The 23,906-nt window shown below is 70.0% G+C and carries 23 protein-coding genes; 16 read left to right on the top strand and 7 right to left on the bottom strand.

Annotation, left to right across the window (positions count from 1 at the left end):
• Positions 1-58: 58 nt before the first annotated feature.
• The 9 genes from TSH20_RS26895 to TSH20_RS26935 all read left to right on the top strand — a co-directional run bounded on the left by TSH20_RS26895 (position 59) and on the right by TSH20_RS26935 (position 9,268).
• On the top strand, positions 59-859 hold the full coding sequence (locus tag TSH20_RS26895; RefSeq protein ID WP_109156858.1) for a crotonase/enoyl-CoA hydratase family protein: 801 nt from the start codon (positions 59-61) through the stop codon (positions 857-859).
• A gap of 46 nt (positions 860-905) precedes the next feature.
• Positions 906-1,853: a zinc-binding dehydrogenase gene (locus tag TSH20_RS26900; RefSeq protein WP_109156857.1), complete on the top strand. Its 948-nt coding sequence runs from the start codon at positions 906-908 to the stop codon at positions 1,851-1,853.
• Positions 1,854-1,875: 22 nt separating this feature from the next.
• Complete coding sequence (locus TSH20_RS26905) at positions 1,876-2,427, top strand: TRAP transporter small permease subunit (RefSeq protein WP_109156856.1); 552 nt, start codon at positions 1,876-1,878, stop codon at positions 2,425-2,427.
• Positions 2,427-3,716: a TRAP transporter large permease gene (locus tag TSH20_RS26910; protein ID WP_109156855.1), complete on the top strand. Its 1,290-nt coding sequence runs from the start codon at positions 2,427-2,429 to the stop codon at positions 3,714-3,716. Before TSH20_RS26905 ends, TSH20_RS26910 begins: the two co-directional genes overlap by 1 nt.
• A gap of 46 nt (positions 3,717-3,762) precedes the next feature.
• On the top strand, positions 3,763-4,824 hold the full coding sequence (gene dctP / locus TSH20_RS26915; RefSeq protein ID WP_109156854.1) for a TRAP transporter substrate-binding protein DctP: 1,062 nt from the start codon (positions 3,763-3,765) through the stop codon (positions 4,822-4,824).
• A gap of 225 nt (positions 4,825-5,049) precedes the next feature.
• Positions 5,050-6,231, top strand: a complete 1,182-nt coding sequence (locus TSH20_RS26920; RefSeq protein WP_109156853.1) for a CoA transferase — start codon at positions 5,050-5,052, stop codon at positions 6,229-6,231.
• Positions 6,228-7,469 carry a CoA transferase gene (locus tag TSH20_RS26925; protein WP_109156852.1) on the top strand — a complete coding sequence of 414 codons (1,242 nt, stop codon included), beginning with the start codon at positions 6,228-6,230 and terminating at the stop codon, positions 7,467-7,469. Before TSH20_RS26920 ends, TSH20_RS26925 begins: the two co-directional genes overlap by 4 nt.
• A 3-nt stretch (positions 7,470-7,472) precedes the next feature.
• Positions 7,473-8,786 (top strand): MFS transporter, encoded by a 1,314-nt coding sequence (locus TSH20_RS26930; protein WP_109156851.1) that lies wholly within the window; start codon positions 7,473-7,475, stop codon positions 8,784-8,786.
• Positions 8,783-9,268, top strand: a complete 486-nt coding sequence (locus tag TSH20_RS26935) for an acyl dehydratase (RefSeq protein ID WP_109156850.1) — start codon at positions 8,783-8,785, stop codon at positions 9,266-9,268. The genes TSH20_RS26930 and TSH20_RS26935 overlap by 4 nt, the downstream gene beginning before the upstream one ends.
• A 10-nt stretch (positions 9,269-9,278) precedes the next feature.
• On the opposite strand, the gene TSH20_RS26940 is transcribed toward TSH20_RS26935, so the two are convergent.
• Positions 9,279-10,226, bottom strand: a complete 948-nt coding sequence (locus TSH20_RS26940; protein ID WP_109156849.1) for an AraC family transcriptional regulator — start codon at positions 10,224-10,226, stop codon at positions 9,279-9,281.
• 99 nt (positions 10,227-10,325) lie between these two features.
• Here TSH20_RS26940 and TSH20_RS26945 point away from each other — a divergent pair, with 99 nt between their 5' ends.
• The 7 genes from TSH20_RS26945 to TSH20_RS35105 all read left to right on the top strand — a co-directional run bounded on the left by TSH20_RS26945 (position 10,326) and on the right by TSH20_RS35105 (position 14,911).
• Complete coding sequence (locus TSH20_RS26945; RefSeq protein WP_109156848.1) at positions 10,326-11,066, top strand: SDR family oxidoreductase; 741 nt, start codon at positions 10,326-10,328, stop codon at positions 11,064-11,066.
• A gap of 170 nt (positions 11,067-11,236) precedes the next feature.
• Entirely contained in the window at positions 11,237-11,779 is a 543-nt protein-coding gene (locus TSH20_RS26950; RefSeq protein WP_109156847.1) for a hypothetical protein, read from the top strand.
• 223 nt (positions 11,780-12,002) lie between these two features.
• Entirely contained in the window at positions 12,003-12,470 is a 468-nt protein-coding gene (locus tag TSH20_RS26955) for a hypothetical protein (RefSeq protein WP_109156846.1), read from the top strand.
• A 43-nt stretch (positions 12,471-12,513) separates the two neighbouring features.
• Entirely contained in the window at positions 12,514-12,873 is a 360-nt protein-coding gene (locus TSH20_RS26960; protein ID WP_109156845.1) for a hypothetical protein, read from the top strand.
• Positions 12,874-12,904: 31 nt separating this feature from the next.
• Positions 12,905-13,165 (top strand): hypothetical protein, encoded by a 261-nt coding sequence (locus TSH20_RS26965; RefSeq protein WP_109156844.1) that lies wholly within the window; start codon positions 12,905-12,907, stop codon positions 13,163-13,165.
• A 201-nt stretch (positions 13,166-13,366) separates the two neighbouring features.
• Positions 13,367-14,077, top strand: a complete 711-nt coding sequence (locus TSH20_RS26970; protein WP_146205409.1) for a Crp/Fnr family transcriptional regulator — start codon at positions 13,367-13,369, stop codon at positions 14,075-14,077.
• A 114-nt stretch (positions 14,078-14,191) separates the two neighbouring features.
• Positions 14,192-14,911, top strand: a complete 720-nt coding sequence (locus tag TSH20_RS35105; RefSeq protein ID WP_158282068.1) for a hypothetical protein — start codon at positions 14,192-14,194, stop codon at positions 14,909-14,911.
• 6 nt (positions 14,912-14,917) lie between these two features.
• On the opposite strand, the gene TSH20_RS26980 is transcribed toward TSH20_RS35105, so the two are convergent.
• The 6 genes from TSH20_RS26980 to TSH20_RS27005 all read right to left on the bottom strand — a co-directional run bounded on the left by TSH20_RS26980 (position 14,918) and on the right by TSH20_RS27005 (position 23,868).
• Positions 14,918-17,719, bottom strand: a complete 2,802-nt coding sequence (locus TSH20_RS26980; protein ID WP_109156841.1) for an SUMF1/EgtB/PvdO family nonheme iron enzyme — start codon at positions 17,717-17,719, stop codon at positions 14,918-14,920.
• 247 nt (positions 17,720-17,966) lie between these two features.
• Complete coding sequence (locus TSH20_RS26985; protein ID WP_109156840.1) at positions 17,967-19,871, bottom strand: adenylate/guanylate cyclase domain-containing protein; 1,905 nt, start codon at positions 19,869-19,871, stop codon at positions 17,967-17,969.
• A gap of 7 nt (positions 19,872-19,878) precedes the next feature.
• Entirely contained in the window at positions 19,879-21,009 is a 1,131-nt protein-coding gene (locus TSH20_RS26990; RefSeq protein WP_109156839.1) for a DUF4384 domain-containing protein, read from the bottom strand.
• A gap of 41 nt (positions 21,010-21,050) precedes the next feature.
• The gene (locus tag TSH20_RS26995; protein WP_109156838.1) at positions 21,051-21,395 is read right to left on the bottom strand and encodes a hypothetical protein; all 345 of its coding nucleotides are present in this window, start codon (positions 21,393-21,395) and stop codon (positions 21,051-21,053) included.
• A 27-nt stretch (positions 21,396-21,422) separates the two neighbouring features.
• Positions 21,423-22,193, bottom strand: a complete 771-nt coding sequence (locus TSH20_RS27000) for an OmpA family protein (protein WP_158282069.1) — start codon at positions 22,191-22,193, stop codon at positions 21,423-21,425.
• 115 nt (positions 22,194-22,308) lie between these two features.
• On the bottom strand, positions 22,309-23,868 hold the full coding sequence (locus TSH20_RS27005; RefSeq protein ID WP_109156836.1) for a DUF4384 domain-containing protein: 1,560 nt from the start codon (positions 23,866-23,868) through the stop codon (positions 22,309-22,311).
• Between the last annotated feature and the right edge of the window lie 38 nt (positions 23,869-23,906).

The following is a 23,906-nucleotide window of genomic DNA, read 5'->3' on the forward strand; positions in this document are numbered from 1 at the left end:
CACTGTCGGCGCGAACACGCAGGGCCGGAGAAAACACAACAGGAAGGACCCGACCGCCATGACCGACGCGGTGCTTGAAGAGAATGCGGACGGCATCGTCACGCTGACCCTGAACCGGCCGGAACAGCGCAATCCCATCTCCGACGACGATGTGCTGGAAACGCTGATCGCCGCGCTGGCCCGGCTCGACGCCGACAACGCCACCCGCGCGATCATCATCACCGGTGCAGGCTCCGCCTTCTCCTCCGGCGGGAACCTCAAGAAGATGGGGGCGTCCGGTGGACTCAACGATCCGCTGCCGGCGCAGACCCGGCTGAACTACCGCCGCGGCATCCAGCGCCTTCCCCTGCTGATCGAGGCGATGGAGGTGCCGACCATCGCCGCGGTGAACGGGCCGGCCGTCGGTGCCGGCTGCGACCTCGCCTGCATGTGCGATCTGCGCATCGCCGGGGAAAGCGCCCGCTTCGCCGAAAGCTTCGTCAAGGTCGGCATCGTGCCCGGCGATGGCGGCGCCTGGTTCCTGCCGCGGGTCGTCGGCTTCTCCAAGGCCTGCGAGATGGCGCTGACCGGCGACGCCATCGACGCGCGGGAGGCGCTGGCCTGTGGGCTGGTCTCCCGCGTCGTGCCCGATACCGACCTGCTGGCGGAGGCGCGGGCGCTCGCCGCCCGCATCGCCGCCAACCCGCCGCATGCCGTTCGGATGACGCGGCGCCTGCTGCGCCAGGGCCGCAACGCCGACCTGGACAGCCTGCTGGAGATGTCGGCCGCGATGCAGGCGCTCGCCCATGCGACGGACGATCACCGCGAGGCCGTGGCGAGCCTGCTGGAGCGGCGGGACCCGCACTTCACCGGCCGCTGACCCGCACCCTTGCGCACCGGAAACCGCCGAACGGGAGGATAGGGCCATGCAAGCGATCGTCATGGAGGCGGGAGGGGTCTTCGCATTGCACGACGTGCCGCCCCCCGAACCGAAGCCCTCGGAGGCGCTGGTGCGGGTGGAGGCGATCTCGCTCAACCGTGGCGAGGCGACGCGGGCGCTGTCCGCCCGGGCGGGCACGAGGCCGGGCTGGGATCTTGCCGGCGTGGTGGAACGGCAGGCGGCCGACGGCTCCGGCCCCGCCGCCGGGACCAGGGTCGCCGGGCTGCTGGCGTCGGGCGCATGGTCCGAACTGGCCGCCGTGCCGGTCCGCCAGTTGGCGGCGATCCCCGACGGGGTGGCGACGGAACAGGCCGCCTGCCTGCCGGTCGCCGGATTGACGGCACTGTATGCGCTGAAGCGGGGCGGCGACCTGCTGGGCAAGCGCGTGCTGGTCACCGGCGCCACCGGCGGCGTCGGGCATTTCGCCTGCCAACTGGCCCGGCAGGCCGGAGCGCGGGTCACCGCGATCGTCCGCACCGCCGGGGACGTGCCGCGGGCGCTCGGCTTCGGTGCCCACCATGCCGCGGTGATGGAGGAGGATCAGGGCGAGGCCGCAAACCTCGGACCGTTCGACCTGATCGTCGAATCCGTCGGCGGACCATCCCTGGCGCGGTCGCTCGGCATGCTGGCGCCCGGCGGCCTCTGCGTCGTCTTCGGCGTCACCGGCGGCGCCGAGACCACCATCGACGCCCGCGCCTTCTACATGAGCGGATCGCGGACCGTGACCGGCCTCGCGGTCTTCGAAGAGATCAAGAGCGGCGAGCCGGCCGCCCGCGGCCTGTCCCTGCTGCTGGCTCTGGTCGCCGAGGGGCGGCTGGCGGCGGAGATCGCCGTCCGGCGCCCGTGGGCGGAAATGCCGGCCGCCGCCGCGGACCTGTTGGCCCGCCGGCACAAGGGAAAAACGGTGCTGCTCGTCCAGGACGGCGGCCGATAAAACATCGAGGGAGGTGCCAGCCATGAACAAGACACGCGGACCGACGGGCATCCTCGACGCCGTCGACCACGTCTTCTCTCTGGTCGCAGCGGCCTGCATGATGCTGATCATGCTGGTCGTCGTGGCCGACGTGGTCCTGAGGTATTTCTTCGCCATGCCGCTGGCATGGTCCTACGACGTGATCTCCCTGTACCTCATGGTCGGGATGTTCTTCTTCGGCGTGTCGGACACCCTGCGCGAGAACGGCCATATCGGCATCGACATCCTCCAGCGCAGCATGCCGGCCCCAATGCGCCATATCGGCGAGGCCGCCGGTTTCCTGCTGTCCGCCATGGTCACGGCGGCGATCGGCTGGCTTGCCTTCCAGCGCTCCCTCTCCGCCTGGCAGAACGACGAGGCGCTGTCCGGCGCCTATCTGTGGCCGACCTGGATCGCGCTGGTGCCGGTCGTCATCGGCGGCGTTCTGCTGACGCTCCGCAATCTTCTGCTGACCGCGACCCACCTCCGGGACGCCTTCGGCGGCGCCCAGGGCGCCGAGCACGTTTCCACACCCAATCTGGAGGAACGCATCTGATGGTGGCGCTCGGCGGAATCTCCATCCTCTTCCTGATGCTGGCCTTCGGGCTGCCGGTGGCGTTCGCCATGGCGGTGTCCGGCGCGGCCGGGCTGCTGATGATCGGCGGCGTCGACATGGTGATGGGCATCCTCGAAACGGTGCCCTTCTCCACCGCCAACTCCTACGAGATGATCACCATCCCGATGTTCATCCTGATGGCGGAGTTCGTGATCCTCAGCGGGGTCGCCAACGACCTGTTCGCCGCCGCGGCCAAATGGGTCGGCCGGGTGCCGGGCGGGCTGGGCATGGCGACGGCGGTGGCCGGGGCCGGCTTCGGCGCCATCTCCGGCTCCAGCACGGCGTCGGCGGCAACGCTGTCCTCCACCTCGATCCCGGCCATGCTGGCACAGGGCTACGAGCCGAAGCTGGCCGGCGGCGTGGTGGCGATCTCCGGCACGCTGGCGATGCTGATCCCGCCCAGCATCGCGCTGGTGCTCTACGGCATCATCGCCGACGTCAGCATCGGCGCGCTGCTGGTCGGCGGCATCATCCCCGGCATCCTGGTGACGCTGACCATCGTGTTGACCGTCTATCTGCTGGTCATCCAGGACCGCAGCCGCGCTCCCGCAGGCCGCAGCTATACCCTGCGCGAGAAGATCGCCTCGCTCAAGGTGTGCGGCGCGATGATCCTGCTGTTCTCCGGCGTCACCGGGACGATCTATGCCGGCATCGCCACCCCGACCGAGGCGGCGGGCATCGGCGCCTTCGGCGCGTTCCTGCTGGCGCTGCGCTCGGGCAACCTGACCGCCGCGACCCTGCGCGCCGCCCTGGTCCGCGCGGTCCATGCCACCGCGATGATCCTCATGATCATGCTGGGTGCCCATGTGTTCGGGACCTTCTTCACCCTGACGCAGATCACCCAGGACCTGGTCCACTGGGTCGGGTCGCTCGACGTGTCGCCGTGGGTGATCATGGCGCTGATCCTGTTCGGCTATGTGCTGCTGGGCTGCGTCATGGACCAGATCGCCATCCTGATCCTGACCGTGCCGGTGGTGTTGCCGGTCATCCTGTCGCTGGGCTTCGACCCGGTCTGGTTCGGCGTGATCGTCGTCATCACCGCGGAGGTCGGCATGGTGACCCCGCCGATGGGACTGAACGTCTTCGTCGTCGCCCGCTACACCGGCCGGCCGCTGGAGGAGATCTTCGCCGGCGTGATGCCCCATGTGGTGGCGCACCTGATCCTGATCGCGGTGCTGACCGCCTTTCCGCAGATCATCACATGGCTGCCGTCCACCATGCGCTACTGACCCGCGGCCAAACGACAACAACCCGCTGAAATTCCGGAGGAAACCCATGAAGCCGACCACCGTCACGGCCCTGTTCGCGCGCACCCTTCCCCTGGCCCTTCCCATGGTCTCCGCCGTCGCGCTTGCCGTCTCGGCGGCGCCCGCGGCGGCACAGCAGACGAAGCTGCGCGTCGCCGATTCCTTCCCCGCCGGCCATTATGTCGTCGAATACGGCACCAAGCCCTGGATGGACGAGATCAAGCGCCTGACCAACGGCAAGGTCGATTTCGAATACTACCCGGCCGAACAGCTGGGCAAGGCCAAGGACCTGCTGTCCCTGACGCAGAACGGCGTGGCCGACATCGGCTATGTCGCGCCGGCCTTCGTGACCGACAAGCTGCCGCTGTCCACCGTGGCCGAGTTGCCGGAGGCCTTCAGCTCGTCCTGCGCCGGCACCAACGCCTACTGGCAGCTGGTCAAGCCCGGCGGCATCCTCGACAAGCGCGAGATCGGGCCGGCGGGCATGCGGGTGCTGTGGACGATGGTTCTGCCGCCCTACCAGCTTTACATGGGCAAGACCGGGATCGAGGGCATCGACGTCGTCAAGGGCAAGAAGATCCGCACCACCGGCGCCGCGAAGGAACTGGCGATCCGCAAGATGGGCGCCGTGCCGGTGCAGATCCCGACCCCCGACGTGATGGAGGCGCTGTCGCGCGGCACCGTCGACGGGATGCTGTTCCCCCATTCCAGCGTGCTGTCATACGACCTGCAGAACACGGTGAAGTCGGCGACCGTCGGCGAGAATCTGGGCAGCTTCGTCATCACCTACATGATCAGCAAGCGCAAATGGGACCAGCTGCCCGCCGACGTCCGCGACGCCATGGACAAGGCCGCCGAGACCATCAACCACAACGCCTGCGAAAAGACCGACCACGACGAGGCCAACGACATCGAACGGCTGAAGAAGGCCGGGGTGACCATGGTCCATCTGCCGGAAGCGGAAAGCGCGAAGCTGAAGGACATGCTGTCGTCGGTCAGCAAGGAATGGGCGGCCAACCTGGACAAGCGCCGCCTGCCCGGCAGCGAGGTGCTTGCCGCCTTCCAGCAGGCGCTGAAGGACGGGAAATAATCGCCCGGACCTGATCCCACGGCAATCGCATTTGGGAAACCCGATCCTGTCCAGGGAAGCCCGCCATTCCCGCGAAGGCGGGAATCCAGCCATCTAAGCCGCTTTCCAAAAGCGTTTTCTGGATCCCCTCCTTCGCGGGGATGACGGAAGTCCCTGTCCGGGAACCTGTGATCTCGAATGCGATTGCCCTGGACCTGATCCCCGCCCCGCTTCACAGGAAAGCCGATGACATCCGACCAGTCGTCCCGAATCTGGTGTCCGCTGACCGGCACCAGGGTGGTCGATTTCTCAGCCCTGCTGCCGGGTCCCTTCATCTCCACGGTGCTGGCCGATCTGGGCGCCAGCGTCGTGAAGGTCGAGCCGCCCGGCGGCGACAGCGCCCGCAGCTATCAGCCGGCGATGTTCGCGGCGGTCAACCGCGGCAAGCGTAGCCTGGCCCTCGACCTCAAGAACCCGTCAGCCGAGCCCATCGTGGCGCGGCTGGCGGGCTGGGCCGACGTGGTGATCGAATCCAGCCGGCCCGGCGTCGCCGACCGGCTGGGCATCGGCTATGCGACGCTCAGCGCCCTGAACCCGCGGATCGTCTACTGCTCCGTCTCCAGCTTCGGCCAGTCGGGACCGGCGCGGGACCGTCCGGCCCACGACATCAACATCATGGCGGCAGCCGGCGCGCTCGGGCTTCCCGGACATTGGAGCCGCCCGCCGTCCCGCCCCAGCATTCCCGTCGGCGACTTCGCGGCGGGGGCGCTGGCCGCCGCCTCCATCACCGCGGCGCTGGCGGAGCGCGACCGCACCGGACACGGCCGGCATCTCGACGCCAGCCTGTTCGGCGCCGTGCTCTATTGCGCCGGCCTGCGCCATGGCACCGAGCCGCAGCAGGATCCGCGCGCCCATCTCAGCCCGGCCAACGACATCTACCGGACCGCCGACGGCCGCTGGATCGCGCTCGGCCTGATGGAGGACCATTTCTGGCGACGCTTCCGCGCCGCGGTGGCGACCCAGCCGTCCGGCCAAGCTGCGGAGGCGCTTTCCGAGCCGGCATTCGACAGCCATTCCGGCCGTCAGGAGCATGGCGACCGGCTCGCCACCCTCCTGGCGGAGGTGATTGCCGGCGACAGCGCCGACCGCTGGATCGCAAGGCTGACCGAGGCCGACGTGCCGGCCGACATCTGCCGCCTTCCGCATGAGGCCGCCGCCTCTCCCCAGGCGGAGGCGCTGGGCCTGTCGGTCACCGGTCCCGACGGGCGGCAGGTCGGCTTTCCCGTCCGCGCCGCCGGGCGGACCTCTCCCCTGCATGCACCGGCGCCGGCCCTGAACGGCGACGCCGAAGCCATCCTGGCGGAAATCGGAGCCGGCGCTGCCGCTCCGACCCCGTCCAAATTCCCCCCTCACGGAGGCCCGGCATGAACGGCCCGCTGAACGGCGTTCGGATCCTCGATCTCACCTCGGTTCTGGTGGGTCCCTATGCGACGCAGATCCTGGGCGATCTCGGCGCCGATGTCCTCAAGGTCGAATCCCCGGCCGGCGACAATGTCCGCGGCATCGGGCCGATGCGCCATCCCGGCATGGGGGCCATCTTCCTGCACGCCAACCGCTCCAAGCGCAGCATCGTGCTGGACCTGAAGGCGCCGGACGGGCGGCAGGCACTGCTCGATCTGGCCCGTAACGCCGACGTCCTCATCCACAATGTCCGGCCGCGCGCGATGGCACGGCTCGGGTTGTCCTACGACGACCTCGCCGCGGTCAACCCGTCGATCATCTACGCGGCGGTCACCGGGTTCGGCCAGGACGGCCCCTATGCGGAAAAGCCGGCCTACGACGACCTGATCCAGGGCGCGGCGGCGATTCCCACCCTGATCGCCGACTCCTCCGGCGGCGATCCGCGCTATGTGCCGGCGACCATGGCCGACCGCACCGTCGGGCTGCACGCCGTCTATGCGGTCGCCGCCGCCCTGTTCCACCGCGAGCGCACCGGCGAGGGGCAGGAGATCGAAATTCCGATGTTCGAGGCGATGACCGAGTTCGTCCTCGGCGACCATATGGGCGGCATGACCTTCGAACCGCCGCTCGGTCCCACCGGCTATCCCCGGCTGCTCGCCCGCCACCGCCGCCCCTACCGCACCAGCGACGGCCACATCTGCGTGGTGATCTACAACGACAAGCAATGGCGCAATTTCTTCACGCTGATCGGGCGGGAGGGGGAACTCGACAGCGATCCCCGCTTCGCCGACATCGGCAGCCGCACCCGCCACATCAACGAGCTGTACGGGCTGGTCGCCGACGCCATCGCCACCCGCAGCACGGCGGACTGGCTGGCTGATCTGACGAAGGCCGACATCCCGGTCATGCCGCTGCACACGCCCGACAGCCTGATCGACGACAGCCACCATGCGGCGACCGGCTTCCTGCGGACGGTCGAGCATCCCCATGAGGGGACGGTGCGCTCCATCGGCGTGCCGACCCGCTGGTCCGGCCGCCGTCCGGAACCCGTCCGCCAAGCCCCGCGCCTGGGCGAACACAGCGTGGAACTGCTGCGCGAAGCCGGATACGACGAGGAGCGGATCGCCGACCTTCTGGCGCGCGGCATCACGCGAAGCCCCGCAGCGGTATCCCCCTCTCCGGCCGCCACCGCGGCGGAGGGTTGAGCCTTGCCCTTCGGCAACCGGATCGGCGGGGGTCCGCGACGGAGCCCGACGCTGGTGCCGGCGCTGCTCGTCGTCCTGTTCGCCTTCCTCTTCAATTTCGTGGCGCGGGGGGTTGCCGATGCCTACACGGTCTTCCTGGTTCCCATCGAACAGGAAACCGGCTGGCCGCGCAGCACCCTGACCAGCGTCTATGCGCTCTACATGCTGGTGCAGGGCCTCGCCGCTCCCATCAGCGGCATGGCCTTCGAACGGTTCGGCCCGCGCGTCGTCTACCCGGCGGGTCTCGTCCTGCTGGCGCTGGCCACGCTGGGCGGCAGCATGCTGGAGGCGCGCTGGCAGCTCTATCTCTGTCTCGGCATCGTCACCGGGCTCGGGGTCGCCGCCATCGGCATGATTCCGGCGGCGGCGCTGATCGGCCGCTGGCACCGCCGGCATCTCGGCACAGCCATCGCCATCGCCTATGCCGGTTTCGGGTCGGGCATCCTGGTGATCGCGCCGCTGGCGCAGCTGCTGATCGACAGGCTCGGCTGGCGCGGCGCCTATCAGGCGATGGGCCTGCTGCTCGCCGCGCTCGCCCTGCCGGTGCTTCTGCTGCCGTGGCGCCGGCTGGCCGACGGCCGTCCGGCGGAGCAGGAGAATGGCGGCGCCACCCCCGTCCGCCGCGCCGGGACCGGATGGCGCCTGCCGGAGGCCATGCGCACCCTGCCCTTCTGGGGGCTGGTCCATGTCCTGTTCTTCACCGCCTTCGGCATGTACATCGTCATCGTCCAGGTCGTGGCGATGCTGGTGGAAAGCGGCTATCCGCCGATCGAGGCGGCGGCGGCCTTCGGCTCCGCCGGCATGCTGTCGGTCGCCGGGGTGATCGCCGCCGGCGGCCTGTGCGACCGCATCGGCTTCCGCACCACGGCGCTGGCGAGCTTCGCCGGCACGCTGGCCGGCATCCTCTGTCTGATCGGGCTGTATGGGCGGCCGAGCCCCATCCTGCTTGCCGGCTACACGCTGCTGTTCGGCATCGCCCAGGGGGCACGCGGTCCCATCGTCTCCACCCTGACCAGCCGGATTTTTGTCGGCGGCTCGGCGACCATCTTCGGGAGCATCTACGCCACCATGTCGATCGGCGCGGCGCTGGGGGCATGGCTTTCCGGTCTGCTGCACGACATCACGCAGGGATATGGGGCCTCGCTGGTGGTGGCCGCCGCCGCCATCAGCGCGGCTCCCCTGCCCTTCCTTCTCAGCCCGGCGATTGCCGGAGCGATCCCGGCCCCGCCACCGCTGCGGGCCGGAACCGCCATCACCGCAAAAGGGGACACACCATGACTGCCAGCCAAAATCCGGAAGGCCCCACCATCGGGCTCGGCTTCCATTTCGAGGATCTGCCCGTCGGCACGCGCTTCCGCACGGTCGCCCGCACGATCACCGAATCCGACCTCACCGCTTTCGTGAATCTCAGCTGGTTCACCGAGGAGCTGTTCACCAATACCGCCGACCGCGAGCATATGGCGATCGCCGGCCGGGTCGTGCCCGCAGCCCTGGTCTATTCCTTTTCCGAAGGCCTGCTGACCGCCAGCATGCAACGCACCGGCCTCGCCTTTCTCAACGCGGAAATCGACGTGAAGGCGCCGACCTTCGTCGGCGACACCATCCATGTCGCCTGCGAGGTGATCGAAGCCCGCCCGACCTCGAAGCCGGGCCGCGGCCTGATCCGCACGCTCAATCGCGTGACGCGGCAGGACGGAACCGTCGTCCTGACCTACAACCCCCTGCGCATGCTGCGGACCCGCGACGGCGCACCGGCATAAGGCGCCATCCTCACGGCACAGTGCCGGCCATCGCGGCCCCGGCAGGCGTTGCCTCCCCCTCCTCCTGCCGGCGCGCATAGACCTTCGGCGGCACGCCGACATGGCGGGTGAAGGCGACGCTGAACGTGCTGGCGGAGCTGTAGCCGACGCGCTCGGCGACATCGGCGATCCCGCCGTCGCGCCGGCGGAGCATGTCCTTGGCCAGGGCCATGCGCCATTGCAGCAGATATTCCATGGGGGCGACGCCGACCGCCTGCCGGAACCGCTCGAAGAAGGTCGAACGCGACAGCGCCGCCTCCTTTGCCAGTTGGGCGACCGTCCAGGGCGCGGTCGGCCGTTCATGGATGTGCCGGAGAGCGACGGCGAGCCGGTCGTCGCCCAGCCCCCGCAGCAGCCCCGGCGATCCCGTGGACACCGTCGTGGACCGCAGGGCCTCGATCAGCAGAATCTCCAGCAGGCGCGCCAGGATCATCTCGCGTGCCGGCCGCAGCGCGCGCGATTCCTCGTTCACCATCCGCACCAGCGCGCTCAACCGCTTCTCGCCACGGACATGCACCAGTTGTGGCAGCAGCGACACCAGCAGGTCCGCGTCGGGCGACGCGAAGGCGCAGTAACCGACCAGATTGCAGACGTCCGGTGACCGGTCGGGACTGCCCAGCAGATACTCTCCCGGCCGCAGTTCGACCGGACGGGTATCGGCGGCCCCCGGCGGCATCGGTTCGATGCTCGCCACCGTGAACTCGTTGGCGGCGGGGATCAGCACGAAGTCATCCGCCTCCAGGGTGATCGGATCGCCTCCGCCAAGGCTCAGCCGGCACGAGCCGTCGAGGACCACACAGTAGAATGGCCGCCCGGCCTCCGTCCGCCGGACCCGCCAGCAGCCGGCCCCATAGGTGAGCTTCGAAAACGAGGCGCTCGGACGGAGCAGGCTGACCACCTGCGCCAGGGGATCGACCATGTTCGGACTCCTGCAAATGAATTCCGGATTTCCGATTGTAGATGGTCCAGCCGTCGCGGTCTATCTTCCGCTTCGCACCATTTCGCCAGGAGCCATTCCATGAAAACCATCCTCATCACCGGCTGCTCGTCCGGCTTCGGCCTGGAAACGGCCCGTCATTTCCTCGACCGCGGTTGGACGGTCATCGCCACCATGCGCACCCCGTGCGAGGATGTTCTGCCGCGCTCGGACCGCCTGCGCATCCTCCGCCTCGACGTCACCGATGCGGACAGCATCGGCCGCGCGGTGGAAGAGGCCGGATCGGTCGATGTGCTGGTCAACAATGCCGGCATCGGCCTGCTGGGCGCGCTGGAAGGTGTGACGATGAACAGCGTACGCGAGGTCTTCGCGACCAACACCTTCGGCACCATGGCGATGACGCAGGCGCTATTGCCGCAATTCAGGGCGCGGAAGTCGGGGGTCATCGTCAACGTCACCTCCAGCGTGACACTGAAACCGCTGCATCTGCTCTCGGTCTACACGGCGAGCAAGGCGGCGGTGAACGCCTTCACCGAATCGCTGGCCCTGGAACTGGAGCCGTTCCATGTGCGGGCGCATCTGGTCCTTCCCGGCCGGGCGCCGGACACCTCCTTCGGCGAGAATGCCCGGTCCCGCATGCGCGACGCCATTCCGGAGGCTTATGCGCCCCTGGCGCAAAGCGTCTTCACGGCATGGCAGCAGCCGGGTCCGGTCACCAACGCCTCAGATGTCGCGGAAGCGGTGTGGCGCGCGGCGACCGATCCGTCCTGCCCGATGCGCCTTGCCGCCGGTGCCGACGCGGTGGCGCTCGCTTCGGCCTGAGGATCGCGATTGCGGAGCCCCGAAGACGGCGCCTCCAGACGCAAAATGGCGCCGATCGACAAAAGTCCGCAGTTTGTGGTGCGGCTCACATCCCGGAATCCGGGTCTTGGGTAGGGTCTGTCCATCGGCAACACGCCGCATCCCGCGGCCCCGAGACAGGAGACCAGATCATGATCCGCACCTCCCTGCTGACCGGCTTCGCTTCGCTCGCCCTGTTCGCCGCCCCGGCGATGGCTCAGAACATCTCCGACATCTCCAACACCGCGGCCGGCATCGGCAACACCGCCAACCAGAGCGCGCTGGTCATGCAGAAGTCGAAGGGTCCCTTCGCCGGGCCGAACGTCGCCACCGTGTCGAACCTCGCCGCCGGCATCGGCAACACGGCCAACCAGGGCGCCTTCGTGAAGCAGCGCAGCGGCGGCGTGTTGGGCGGCGGCTCGGCCGCGACCATCGGCAATACCGCCGCCGGCATCGGCAACAACGCAGGCCAGATGGCCACGGTGATGCAGCGCAGCGGCGGCCTGCTGAGCGGCGGCTCGGTCGCCAATGTCGGCAACACGGCGGCGGGCATCGGCAACACCGCCCTGCAGAACGGTACCGTGCTGCAGCGCTCCGGCGGGCTGCTCGGCCCCTTCAACCACAGCTCCATGCAGAACCTGTCGGCCGGCGTCGGCAACTTTGCCGGACAGAGCGCCCTGGTCAAGCAGCGCTGACAACGGACCCACTCCTTCCAGGCTTCCTCCCCAGACCTCGCTCCGGCCGGTTCCCGGCCGGAGCATTCTTTTGCCCGCTTGGCCCCGCCGGAGCCTTGCCGGAAAACGCCGGTCAACTGTGGGTCAGCTCACAGAAGCCTGCCGGGCACTTCACTAAGCTTCCTTCAAGAAAGCCGGGGCGCGGAAGCCCGAAGCCTCACCCCCCATCGAAGGAACCCACGCCATGATCCGCAATATCGTTCTGGGCGCTCTCGCCACCGCCTTGCTCGCCACCCCCGCCCTGGCGCAGCCCAAATCCGCTGCCGGCCCCGGCTTCCCCTCCATGATGGCCGTTCCCGGACTGGTCAACACCAACGTCGCCAACGCCACCAATGTCGGCGCCGGCATCGGCAACTCGGCGCAGCAGCAGGGCGCCGTCCTCCAGGGCGGCGGCGGTGCGCCCATCCGCGGCGTCAGCCCGCTGGTCAGCACCAATGTCGGAACCGCCACCAACGTCGCCGCCGGCATCGGCAACAGTGCCGGCCAGAGGCTGCTCGGCTTCCAGGGCAATGCCCAAGGGAGCGGCGTACAGGTCGGGCTGAATTTCAGCGGCCGCGGGCCTCTGGTCAGCACCAATGTCGGTGTCGGCACCAACGTCACCGCCGGCCTCGGCAACAGCGCCAGCCAATCGCTGACCGGCCTGCGCCGCTGATCCCCCACACCCACCCCCTACCTTCTCACCCGGGAGGCCACCGATGCCGAAGCTCCCGCTCAAATTCCCGACAATCCTGACCATCACCGCGCCCATCCTGCTGTTCGCGGCCCTGTCGGCCCCGGTGCAGGCCGGCTCCCTCGCCTGCCAGACGGTCAACGGCAAGACCGTCTGCATGCGGGGGTCGGGAACGCTGAGCTGCGTGATGCTCGACGGCCTGACCCGTTGCTCCGCCACGCCGTCGGACCCGCGGTCGGAGGTCGTTCCCGATGCGGAAGCCCTTCTGCTCCCCCGCCCGGTCGCCCCCGACCTGCATGGCCTCTTCGACCGCCGGGGCTTCCCCTTCGGCCATCAGGCCCGATCCCTCGAACAGGATGACGAAGACGACCCCGACATCGACTGATCTTCACCGCAACCGAACCGGAGACACCGCCATGTCCCGCCTTTTGACCCTGTCGCTGGCGCTTGCCACCATCGCCACGGCACCGGCGTTCGCCGCGACGCCGACCCTGTCCTACACACGGGCCACCTCGCTCGGCCCGCTGATCCTCCAGCCGGCCCCCGGCATTCCGAAGCCGCCGCCCTGCCTGACCTGCGGAACGCGGATCCTGCCGGGGTTCACACCGGGTCCCACCTATGGCGGCGACCGTGCTCTGAACCCGCAGCCATTGCCGCCGAAGGCGATCTTCCGCTAACCCCTGACTTTCCAACCAAAGGGCGACCGGCCAGCGCCGGCCGCCCTTTTCGTGTCCGTCCCACGCACGGACGGAGCAGCAGCGCCAACGACGGCGTACCGCCTTTGACGGAGTAAGGCGGCCCGGTTGCAGGCGTACCATTCTCTGGCTGGAGAAGCGGCCCGCGATGTCAGCCACGATGTCAGCCAGGGGGTGGCGGCCATGACCGCGATACGGATCAACTTCGACAAGGATCTCGTCCTCGCCGGGCATTTCCTGCTCAAGCATCTGGAGCGGGAGGAACGGCATCGTCTGGCCAATACCGCCCGGCTGTCCCACCACCCGCGCGGCGCCATGATCTTCCAGAAGGGCGACCCGGGCGACAGCATGATGGCGGTCATCCGCGGCCGGGTGAAGATCTGCTGCCACTCCATGGACGGCAAGGAGCTGGTTCTGAGCATCATCAACAAGGGCGGCCTGTTCGGCGAGATCGCGCTTCTGGACGGCGAGCCGCGCACCGCCGACGCGGTGGCGCTGGAGGAGACCGACCTGCTGGTCCTTGACCGGTCGCAGCTGATGCCGGTGCTGACGGCGCGGCCCGATCTGGCCTTCCGCATCATCGGCGTGCTGTGCAAGCGGCTGCGCACGACCAGCGAGCATCTGGAGGACACGCTGTTCCTGGAAGCGTCCTCCCGCTTCGCCCGCGCGCTGAAACGGCTGGGCGACGCCTTCGGCAAGCCGGGGCCGCAGGGGCTGCGGCTGGACATCAAGCTGTCGCAGCAGCAGCTCGGCTGCCTCGTCGGCGTGTCGCGCGAGAGCGTCAACAAGCTGCTGAACGAATGGCAGCGTGCCGGCGTGATCGAAATGGATGCCGGCCATATCGTCATCCGCGATACCCGCGCGCTGGACGAGATCGGAGAATCCTGCGGCTGAAGCGCCCCATCGACACCATCCTGTGAGCCGCGCCACAGCGCCGGCCCAGATATCCGCCCTACCCTGCTCCCCATAGCCGGCCACCAGCGCCGGCAGCCGATCCGGAGGGAGCCCATGACGATGTCGTCCCGTACCACCCTTCTTCCCACGGTCGCCGCTCTGCTGCTGACCGCCGGGACGGCTGCAGCCCAGGTCACCGGCGGCATCGCCTTTCCGCCCGGCCCGATCCCCGGCGCCGCGATGGCGCAGGCCTTCTCCCAGGCGCCGCGCCTGCCGGTGTCGGTGAACCCGACCCCCCGTGGCGCACCCCCCGGCGCGATGGTGACCAACCCGTCGGTCCGCCGGTCTTCCGTGAACCAGCAGGCGATCACCCGCATCCGCGGCGACGCCGGCTATCTCGCCGGCTTCAACAAGGGCCAGCCGCTGGCCGCCAGCCGCCAGCCACCGGTGCAGCCCGACCCCGGCTTCACCATCATCGACGCGCCCTTCATCGTGAACAACTTCAACAGCGCGCTGAACTTCGCCTTCGGCGACGGCAACGTCAGCCAGCAGCAGCTCGGCGACGGCGCCGCCGCCGGCCCGGTGGAGACCGCCGCCCCCGCCTCGCCGGCGCCAGCGCCGGAACCGGCCCCGGCCCCCGCTCCCGCGCCGTCCGCCAAGCCCGCCGGCCCGTCGACGCTGGATCTGCTGATGAGCACCGCCGGACCACTGCCGCACCTGCCCACGGCGCTGGCCAATGGCGGTGTGCAGTTCAACAACGTGAACACCGTGACCAACACCGCGGTCGGCACGCTCAACCGCGCGACCCAGAACACCGTCACCGTCCAGCGCTGAACGCCGTCAGTTCACCTCGCGCGCCACCCGGAAGCCGTTGGTGAGATAGCGCACGTCGATGTCGTAGCTGTTGCGCACCGTGCCGTTGATCGCCTCCGGCTTGTCGCGCCAGGAGCCGCCGCGCAGCACCCGCTTGCGGCAGTCGCCGCGGGTCCAGGCGCTGCCGTCGTCCGGCGCGCCGTGATAGCTCTTGTTCCAGCAATCCTCCACCCATTCCGCCACGCCGCCGTTCATGTCGTGCAGGCCGAAGGGGTTCGCCTTGTAGCTGCCGGCCGCGATCGGGGTCAGGTGCTCGTGCGGGCCGCCGCAGCCGTCGCAGTCGGCATGGGTCCCGCTCTCCCCTCCCCACCAGTAGGGCGTCGTTGTGCCGGCGCGCGCGGCGAACTCCCATTCCGCTTCGCTCGGCAGGCGGTAGCGCTGTCCGGTCTTGCGGCTGAGCCACGCCACATAGGCCCGGGCATCCTGCCAATGCAGATTGTGGACGGGCGTGCCGTCGGTGGGGTTGACCATGCGCGGCATGTCGGTGCAGCCGCCTTCCTGGATGCAGGCGCGCCATTCGCCGACCGTCACCTCATACATGCCGAGCGCAAAGGGCTTGGCGATGGTGACGCGGTGGACCGGCCGCTCCGACGGGTCGCCCTTGTCGTTCCCCATCATGAAGCTGCCCGCCGGCACCCGCACCAGCACCGGACAGGTCGGGCAATCCTGGAAGCTGTTGCCGTTGCCATGGTTGCGCGCCGTCCCGTTGCTCGGCGCCGGTGCGGGCGGCGCGGTGGCCGCCACCTGCGGCTCGACCTTGGAGGGCTCGGGCGGTGGCGGTTTGATGGCTGCCTCCACCACGGGTTCCGCTGGCGGTGCCGCCGGGGGAGGTGCCGCCGCCTGTGCCGGCAGCGGTTCGTGTTTCAACAGGCTGGCGGCAATAAAGCCCTGGGTGCCGTCCTCCAGCGCGATGCGATACCACCCGCCGTCCGGCACGCGGCCCAGCACCTGCACCGCCGATCCGCGCGCCACCCGGCCGACCCGCGCGCCACTGTTGGCCGGCGCCGCCCGCAGCACGCCGTCCACCGTGGCGGTGTAGCGTCCGGGTTCCGCCGGCTCCAGACCGGGTCCCAACATCGCATCCTGTTTCGCCGCCTCCTGCCTGGTCTCCGCCTTCGGCGGCTCTTCCGCCCGCTTGCGGGCGAGGGTCAGCGTTTCCAGCTGGCGGCGGGCGATGGGGGCATAGCCGCTGCCGCCGAACAACTGCAGGAAGGCTTGGTAATCGCCGGGCTCCCTGCTGGACTGCACGCGCTTCCACAGGCTGTCCTCCAGTTCCGCCACCGGCGGTGTACCCGGCGGCGCGATCTCCACGCTGACACTCGCCGTGGCGGTGCCGCCGCGCCCATCATCGACGCTGTAGCGCAGGGTTCCGGCCGGTCCGGGGGCCGCGGCCTCCGGGTCGAAGGTCAGCGCGGTCAGCGCCTGGACGGTCAGCCGGTCGCCCGGCTTCACCACCGCCGCGCCGTCATGGACGCTGCCGCGGTCCGGCACGGCGGTGACGGTGACGGTCAGCGGGTCGCCGTCCGGGTCGGCCGGGGCGTCGATCCCCATCGGATTGACGGCGACGCGCAGCTTGCGCTCCGCCACCACGGCCGGCGGCTGGTTGCTCGGCTTGATGGTGACCGGGATGGTGCCGGTGACCATGCCGCCGCGGCCGTCGGCCACCAGGAACTCGAAGGCGCCGGCCTCTCCGCGGAAGCTGCCGTCGGGCTTGAAGCTGGTCGCCGCCAGCTGCTCCACCGTCAGATAGTCGCCGATCAAGACGCTGCGTTCCCCGACGCGGACGGTGCCGCCGCGCGGCAGCCCGGTGACGCGGGCGTACATCTGGTCGTCGTCAGGGTCGGTCGGCTTGCCGGCCCCCAGCGGCTCCGGCCCTGCGTGGTCGAGTACGATCAGCGCCCGCAACTCGCCCAGCACCGGCGGCCGGTTGGGCGGGCGCGGGTTGAAGTAGAAGGGCGTGGCGCCGAGCGACCCATAGACGAACGGCTCCTGCCGGCCGTTGGTGGCCTGCTTCACCGTGTCGCGCACATTGCGGAAGAACAGGCTCAGCTCCAGCCCCGGCGTCTGCAGATGCTGGAGCAGCGCCGCGCTGAAGGGGCTGTGGTCGCCGGTGCCGTCCTCCGCCAGCTGGTCGGCGCGGGTCGCCATCGCCACCAGCGTGTCGCTCGGCGTGTCGTCGACGCTGCCGAAGCCGGGATGCGCCTGATTGCGATTGGATCCGCTGCGGGTCAGGCGGTCGACGAAGGGATTGTTGCGGCAGGCGTCGAGGATGAGGATGCCCAGCTTGCGCGCCCCGGCCAGCTCCCCCATCGGCAGGTTCAGCGGGATCGCCTCATAGACCAGATCGCGTTCGCGCTCCAACTGGGCGTCGGCGGGCAGCAGGTAATTGACGCCGTTCACCTGGATGCCGTGCCCGGCATAGAAGATCACCGCCACGTCGGCCTGCGATGCCTTGATGCCGAACTGGCGAAGGGCGGTGGCGAAGCCGCGGGCGTCGAGGTCGTACTCCTCGTCCACTGTGAAATTCAGCCCTCGCAGCGCTTCGCCGATCGCCCGGGCGTCGTTGCGCGGGTTCAGCAGTTCCGGCGCGTTGCTGTATTTGCTGACCCCGATCACCAGCGCCAGCCGGCTTTCCGCCGCGCCGGACCCCGGCCCTGGCCCGCCGCCCGCCGAACGGGCCGCATGCGCAAAGCCACCCGGCACCGCGACCACCAGCAGGAGCAGCAGCACCGCGAAAAGCGTCCGGCAGGGTCCGACCGGTCCCATCATCCCCGCCTCCGTCCCCGAGCAAAGAGGCCCCCTCGACCACGGGGGTCCGCCGGAAAGGCTTGCGACGCATGGCGGACGAACTTGGCTGAATTTACGGAAATTGCCGGCAGCCCGCCATGGTTGGAAGAAGCATACCCATGGACGAGGCAATTGCCAATCCGCCCCTTCCGCCTAAACCCGGCAAAAGAGGGGGTAGCAGGCCGAAGTGATTACTTCCTGTATCGAGGGGTAATGCTGACGATTATCACTAGGAGCCATCGGCGTCCTCATCGTCGATCAACAGCCAAATCCGCACCGCCTTGACCTTGCCTTTCAGCGCCACCTCCCCCACCGGCAGCGCTTTGCAGCGGTCGCGCACCGCCTGCCAAGTCGGATCGCCGACGATGATCCGGGCATGGTGGGAGGACCGGGCATCCACCATCTTGCCATAGGCCTCCAGCCGGGCGGCGGTGTTGGCGGTGTCGCCCAGCAGCGAATATTCGCTGTGCCGCAGCCCACCCAGGCTGCCGGCCACCAGGGGGCCGGTATACAGGCCGACGCGGATCCCCACCGGCGGCAGCCCTTCCGCCCGCCACCGGTGGTTCAGCGCCACCAGCTCCCGCCCCATCTGCAGGGCGCAGCGGACGGCGCGGGCGGCGTCGGCGTCGATCTGCGCCTGGGTGGTGCGGGCCACCGGCGCGCCGAAGACCGCCAGGATCGCATCACCGACGAAGCGCAGCACCACCCCCTCGTTGGCGGTGACGATGCGCACCATGGCATCCAGATAGCCCTCCAGCCAGCGGATCAGCGGCTCGGGCTCCAGCGCTTCGCAGATGGTGGTGAAGCCTTCGATGTCGGAGAACAGCACGGTGGCGGTCAGTTGCTGCGGGCGCGGGCGGTTGCCGGCCATGAAGGTCGCGCGCTCCCGCCAGATCTCCTCCGCCACCGGCTGGGAGACATGGTTGGCGAACAGTTGCATCATGACGCGGCGGTCGGCCCGTTCGCGCAGCGACATCTGCACGGTCATCGCGGCGATGCCGGCGCCCCAGGCCAGCGACGGCGCCACCAGCGGCACCAGCGGCCCGCCCGCCGCGAACAGCGCCGCCGCACCGGCCCAGGCCCCGGCCGGCACCAGCAGCCCCGCCCCCGCCAGCAGCCCCAGCGGCAGCCCGGCCATCGCCAGCGCCACCCCCGCCGCCGCCATCAGCAGAGCCAGCGCCGCCTCCCCGGCAAAGGGAAGCCGCGGGCTGCTCCGGCCGTCCAGCAGTTGGGCCAGCACATGCGCCTCGATCTCCACGCCCGGCGTCGAGGCCCCGGCGGACGACAGCGGCGTGCGGTGCTGATCGATGCCGGCCAGCGCCGTGCCCACCAGCACCGTCCGCCCGGTCAGCCAGCTCTTCGGCAGAACGGCGACCGCCTCGGCGGGATAGATCGGAAACGGGGTGGTGGCGCCATCGGGCCGGCCGTGCCAGTCGATGCGGAACGGCTCCGCCGGAACTCCGGACACACCGCCGAGCCGGGCGAGCTGCACCGGCAGACTGGGCGTGCCGTCGCCGCCGAAGGGAACGTGCCAGCGCACGGCGGCGTCCAGCCGGTCCTTTGCCAGATTGGCATGGCCGCGCGGCAGCCCGTCGGTGAACTCGCCGAGGAAGCGGCGCTGCCGCTCGGTCAACGGCGTCTGGTCCAGTGCGGTGATCGCCACCACCGGGACCGTCGCGCCGAGCATGGCGCGGCGCAGCCGCTCGTCCAAGGCCGGCAAGGTCGGTTGGTCGAACAGCACGTCGATCCCGATGGCACGGACCCGGGCCGCCTCCAGCACGCCGATGATGTCGGCCAGCATGCCGCGATCCACCGGCGACCGGCAGGCAAGCCCGGCGAAACTGTCCTCCCCAAACAGCACCAGCGCGATGGCCGGATGCTGCGGCTGGGGCGGGGCGGCCGTGGCAATCATCCGGTCGGCCAAACTCTCGTCCGCGGTGCGCAACGGCGGCACCAGCCGCGCGGCGGCGAGCGCCATCAGGGCGCTGCCCAGCACGATGGCCAGGGTCAGCCAGCCTCCCGGCCAGCGGTGCCGGCCGGATGCCGGCCGATCCTCCGCCGCCGGCCCCGCGATGGGGGAGGACTGCTGCCTCCCTTGCGGCCCTCCCCGCCGTGTCGCCGGCGCACCGTCCATGCGCCCCTCACCGGACCTTCAGGAACAGTTGGGCGGAGGCCACTTCGGTCTCGCGCAGGCGCGACACCGCGCGGTCGAGCTGGACGGCGGCCTCCTCGGACAGCGGGCGGAAGGCGGCGGAGCGGCCGGGCATCTCGTCGTCCAGGTTGCGGCTGGCGGCGATGCAGCGCACCTCCAGATCGGCAGGCCCCTCCCCGGCGCGCAGCGGCATGCGGTCGCCTGACAGGCTGAGCGGCACATTGCCCGCCACCCGGGCGCTCATCGCGGCGCCGGCCGGGAAGATCGGGATCAGTTGAGCGCGCGCGTTGCGCAGATAGCAATAGAGATGGGCGTCGCGGTCGGTCTGGACCAGCAGGCGGATGTCCTCGCCCGGCCGGTAGGCGGGTCCGCCGCCGTGATCCGTCGAGAGGAAGAGGTCGAGCGGCACAGTCGCGTCGCGCAGGGCCGCCATCGCCGCGGCGATCTGCCCGGCGCAGCCGGCCGAGGCCATGCCCACCGCCAGCGCCGCCCCGCCCGTCGCTCCGACCATGCGGACACGCACCGTGCCGACCAGGGTTCCATCCGGCCGCAGCGCGCCGATGTCGGTCCCGTCCGCCAGCGGCAGGGACCGCGGCCAGGGCGCCGGACCGTCGTTCGCCCAATTGACCGTCGCACGCTCCCCACCCGCCATGTCCTGCAAGATCAGGCGGTCCAGCCCCGGCTCGGCCGGGCGGCGCAGCGCGGGCGGGCTTCCCGCCTTGACGCACTGGACGCCGGACGCCGACGGGTCGATCGCCAGCGCCCGCTCCAGCGCCGCGTCCAGCGGGTTCCCAAGGGCGCGTGCCGCCCCCAGGTCGCTCTGCATGAAGCGGTCGTCGCCGGGGCCGGCACGGGCCGAAACCGCACTGTCGGCCCTGTCGTCGGGCACACCGTCATAGGGACCGCGCAGCCGCAGCAGCCGCCCATTGGCGAACAACAGCGTGGCATTCGCCCCATCGGGGAGCCGCAAGGCCTGCCCGTCGGCGACCAACTGGCCCTGAACGAAGCCGGGCGCGCTGGACGACACGACCACGGCCTCCGCCCGCACCCCGGCGGCATGGCCGCAGCCCAGCGCAAGAACGGCGGCGCCGAACGCATGGGAAATGGATCGCTTGAACATGGTTGTCACCTTCTGGTTGGGGGGCCTGGTTGGGAGGCGGATCAGTCGCGGCTGCGCTCCCGTCCGTCGTCGGGGGAGAGCAGGCAGGCGGTGCGCGACTGCGTCACCACCGACACCGCCCCGTCCGTCGCGCCGTTTCTGCGGAAGCGCAGCCCGTTCATCTGGCTGGCGATGCTGAGCGAGACGACGGCAAGGTCCGCTTCGTCGATGATCTTGTGGCCGTCCTGCCAGCACTGGACCCGGACCCGCTTGCCGGCGGGGGCGACATCGACACCGCCGCTCGCCGCCCCGGAGCTTTCGCCATCCTTCTTCCGGACCACCGTGGCGTCGGCCCCGGTGGTGGCGGCAAGCCCGAGACAAATGACCAGGAGCAAGGCGTGTTTCATGGCATCGCCCTCCGTTCCGGCCGCCGCTCAATGGGTCGGCTTGAATTCGACGCGCCGGTTGCGGCCGTCATAGGGGTTGGCGGCGAGCGGTTCGGTCGGCCCCTTGCCGTCGACGGTTATGCGCTTGGGATCGATCTGATGGACGCGAACCAGATACTCGCCCACCGACACCGCGCGGCGCTGCGACAGCAGCATGTTGTAGGCGAGGCTGCCGCTGGCGTCGGTGTGGCCCTCCACCGTCAGCCCCAGGCTCGGATCCTCCTTCATCAGCGCCCCGACGGAGTCGATGTAGGAGGCGGACTCCGCCGGGATCTCGGCCGAATTGAGGGCGAAGTTGATGCGGAATCCGAAGGCCTGCGGCGCCGCCTCCGGCTCGGCGGCCGGGGCCGGGGCGGGTTCGGCGGCTGCCTCCATCCGCACCTCCTGGCGGCGATGCTTGTGCGCGGGACGGCTCGGTGCCGGCTGCGGAGTTGGCTGGGCGACCGGCTGCATCTCCGCCTGGGGGGCCGGCTGCGCCGCCGTCGGCAGGGGGGCCGTGCCGTAATTGATCTCGTCGATGGGGCGGGGGCGCTTGGCGGCGGCACCGGCCGCACCGCCGATGATCTCGATGCTGCGGGTGCGGATCTTCGGTTCCGGTGACACCACCTCGCGCAGTTCCTCCACGCTGGGCGGCCGGTCGAACATCATCACCTTCGACTGGCCGGAGCCCTCCACCGTCTGGGCGGATGCCGGACCGGCCCAGACGGCCAGCATCGGCAGGGTGGCGGCCACAGCATGGAACAGAGTGGATTTGGTCATTTGAGGCTCCATGGGCAGGAGAAGGAACGGCGTTGCCCCTGGTTCTAGCGCCACCCCCTCCCCCGCGCTGTGAGCCGGCCAACAGTCGGCCCCGTTTTCCAAAATGGCCTGGGCTTCACTCCCCCTGCGCCAGCGTGCCGGGCAGCACCTTCACCGTCAGCCGCTTGGCGCGGGCGTCGCTGCCCTTCGCCGTGGCGAAGGCGTTGATGACGTCGTCCAGGGCGGCGCCGGGAATGGGCTGCAGATCCTCGCTCTTGAACGCTTCCGGGATGCGCAGGCCGATCTCGTCATGGGACAGAACGCAGGCCACCGTCTCCTCCGCCCCCGGCCGGTCCATGCGCAGGTTGAAGGGCTTCTGCACGCCGGGCGGGATCTCCACCTGCCGGCCGGCCTCGACGAAGGCGTCGGGCTGGAAACGGTTGGGGAAAATGCGGGAGACCGTGCCGGCGGCATCGCGGTAATAGCAGTAGACGAAGCCGTCCGCCGTCGGCTGCATCCGCACCACCAGCGCCTCCCCGGCGCGGTAGCGCGGTGCCGGCCCGCGGTCCGACGACAACAGCAGGTCGAGCCGGGCCGGCGACGGCTGGGCGCGCGGCAGCCCCTCGCCGCCGGCATTGCTGACGCTTTGCAGCCGGGCCGGCGGCGCCCCGCCCTCGGCCGGCGGCTTGGCGAGCAGGCGCTGGTAGAGGTCGAAGTCGATGCGGCCGGTGGCGATCAGGTCGTGGTCGGCCTGGAAACGCCCGACCGCTTCGGCGGTCCGCTGGTCGAGCTGCCCGTTGACGGGGCCGTCGTAATAGCCCTGCGCCGACAGCGCGCGCTGTGTGAAGGTGACGCGCTCCGCCGGCGCCATGCCGTCGAACCAGCCGCGCGCCTCCGCCATGAAGGCGGGGTTGGTCTGGTCGATGCCCAGGCATTGCCAGTAGGGCACGCGGGTCAGCTTGCCCAGCACCTCGATGGTGCTGAGTTCGACCAGCGTGCGCACGCCCTGGTGCAGCCCTTCCGACCGGTTCAGCGAGATGTTGAAGGACAGGCCGGCCTTGCCGATCACCCCGCCGGCATCCGCCCCGCGCCCCGACGACACCACGGCCAGCGTGTTGGACGCCGACATGCCGGGGATGATCTGGCGGGTCACCAGCTCCCCGACATTCAGGTCGACCGAGACCATCGACACCACCTGATCGGCCGACACGCCGATGTCCAGCTTGGGCAGGGACAGCCCGGCCCCCGCCGCCTCGCTGACCACATTGTCGTCCAGCTGGGTGATGGCGCCGCGGATGTAGTAGGACGGCGCGCGGAAGTTCGGCTGCACGCCGATCATCCAGTACAGAGCATTGACATCGTCCAGCGCCGGTTCGAAATCGACGAAGCGGAAGGCGTTGGAGGTCTCCGACATGCGGGAGACGGCGGTGATCAGCATCTCCTTGGTGCCGCCGGCCACCCGGCCGGTGGCGTCGGGCAGGCCGTTGGCGGTGATGTAGATATCGCGCTTGCCGTGGGTCCACAGCAGCCTGTCCATGCAGCGCAGCGCCTCGCTGAAGCTGCTGATGGTGCGGACCGCCGGGGTCTTCGGCTGCTGCACCACGCGCGCCATCTCGCCGGAGGTGAAGCAGCCGCCCAGCGTCAGCGTCAGGCCGACGGAAACCACGGCGGAACCAAGGAACCCGACCATGCTCATCGGCGCTGTCTCCTCTGGGTTGGTGCGTCCGGTCCCCG

The organism is Azospirillum sp. TSH20 (genome assembly GCF_003115935.1).
Lineage (GTDB): Bacteria > Pseudomonadota > Alphaproteobacteria > Azospirillales > Azospirillaceae > Azospirillum.

Excerpts from the sequence above, each read along its gene's own strand:
- TSH20_RS26895 (WP_109156858.1), top strand. The coding sequence starts at position 59 with ATGACCGACGCGGTGCTTGAAGAGAATGCGGACGGCATCGTCACGCTG.
- TSH20_RS26900 (WP_109156857.1), top strand. The coding sequence starts at position 906 with ATGCAAGCGATCGTCATGGAGGCGGGAGGGGTCTTCGCATTGCACGAC.
- TSH20_RS26905 (WP_109156856.1), top strand. The coding sequence starts at position 1,876 with ATGAACAAGACACGCGGACCGACGGGCATCCTCGACGCCGTCGACCAC.
- TSH20_RS26910 (WP_109156855.1), top strand. The coding sequence starts at position 2,427 with ATGGTGGCGCTCGGCGGAATCTCCATCCTCTTCCTGATGCTGGCCTTC.
- dctP (WP_109156854.1), top strand. The coding sequence starts at position 3,763 with ATGAAGCCGACCACCGTCACGGCCCTGTTCGCGCGCACCCTTCCCCTG.
- TSH20_RS26920 (WP_109156853.1), top strand. The coding sequence starts at position 5,050 with ATGACATCCGACCAGTCGTCCCGAATCTGGTGTCCGCTGACCGGCACC.
- TSH20_RS26925 (WP_109156852.1), top strand. The coding sequence starts at position 6,228 with ATGAACGGCCCGCTGAACGGCGTTCGGATCCTCGATCTCACCTCGGTT.
- TSH20_RS26935 (WP_109156850.1), top strand. The coding sequence starts at position 8,783 with ATGACTGCCAGCCAAAATCCGGAAGGCCCCACCATCGGGCTCGGCTTC.
- TSH20_RS26940 (WP_109156849.1), bottom strand. The coding sequence starts at position 10,226 with ATGGTCGATCCCCTGGCGCAGGTGGTCAGCCTGCTCCGTCCGAGCGCC.
- TSH20_RS26945 (WP_109156848.1), top strand. The coding sequence starts at position 10,326 with ATGAAAACCATCCTCATCACCGGCTGCTCGTCCGGCTTCGGCCTGGAA.
- TSH20_RS26950 (WP_109156847.1), top strand. The coding sequence starts at position 11,237 with ATGATCCGCACCTCCCTGCTGACCGGCTTCGCTTCGCTCGCCCTGTTC.
- TSH20_RS26955 (WP_109156846.1), top strand. The coding sequence starts at position 12,003 with ATGATCCGCAATATCGTTCTGGGCGCTCTCGCCACCGCCTTGCTCGCC.
- TSH20_RS26960 (WP_109156845.1), top strand. The coding sequence starts at position 12,514 with ATGCCGAAGCTCCCGCTCAAATTCCCGACAATCCTGACCATCACCGCG.
- TSH20_RS26965 (WP_109156844.1), top strand. The coding sequence starts at position 12,905 with ATGTCCCGCCTTTTGACCCTGTCGCTGGCGCTTGCCACCATCGCCACG.
- TSH20_RS26970 (WP_146205409.1), top strand. The coding sequence starts at position 13,367 with ATGACCGCGATACGGATCAACTTCGACAAGGATCTCGTCCTCGCCGGG.
- TSH20_RS35105 (WP_158282068.1), top strand. The coding sequence starts at position 14,192 with ATGACGATGTCGTCCCGTACCACCCTTCTTCCCACGGTCGCCGCTCTG.
- TSH20_RS26980 (WP_109156841.1), bottom strand. The coding sequence starts at position 17,719 with ATGATGGGACCGGTCGGACCCTGCCGGACGCTTTTCGCGGTGCTGCTG.
- TSH20_RS26985 (WP_109156840.1), bottom strand. The coding sequence starts at position 19,871 with ATGGACGGTGCGCCGGCGACACGGCGGGGAGGGCCGCAAGGGAGGCAG.
- TSH20_RS26990 (WP_109156839.1), bottom strand. The coding sequence starts at position 21,009 with ATGTTCAAGCGATCCATTTCCCATGCGTTCGGCGCCGCCGTTCTTGCG.
- TSH20_RS26995 (WP_109156838.1), bottom strand. The coding sequence starts at position 21,395 with ATGAAACACGCCTTGCTCCTGGTCATTTGTCTCGGGCTTGCCGCCACC.
- TSH20_RS27000 (WP_158282069.1), bottom strand. The coding sequence starts at position 22,193 with ATGACCAAATCCACTCTGTTCCATGCTGTGGCCGCCACCCTGCCGATG.
- TSH20_RS27005 (WP_109156836.1), bottom strand. The coding sequence starts at position 23,868 with ATGAGCATGGTCGGGTTCCTTGGTTCCGCCGTGGTTTCCGTCGGCCTG.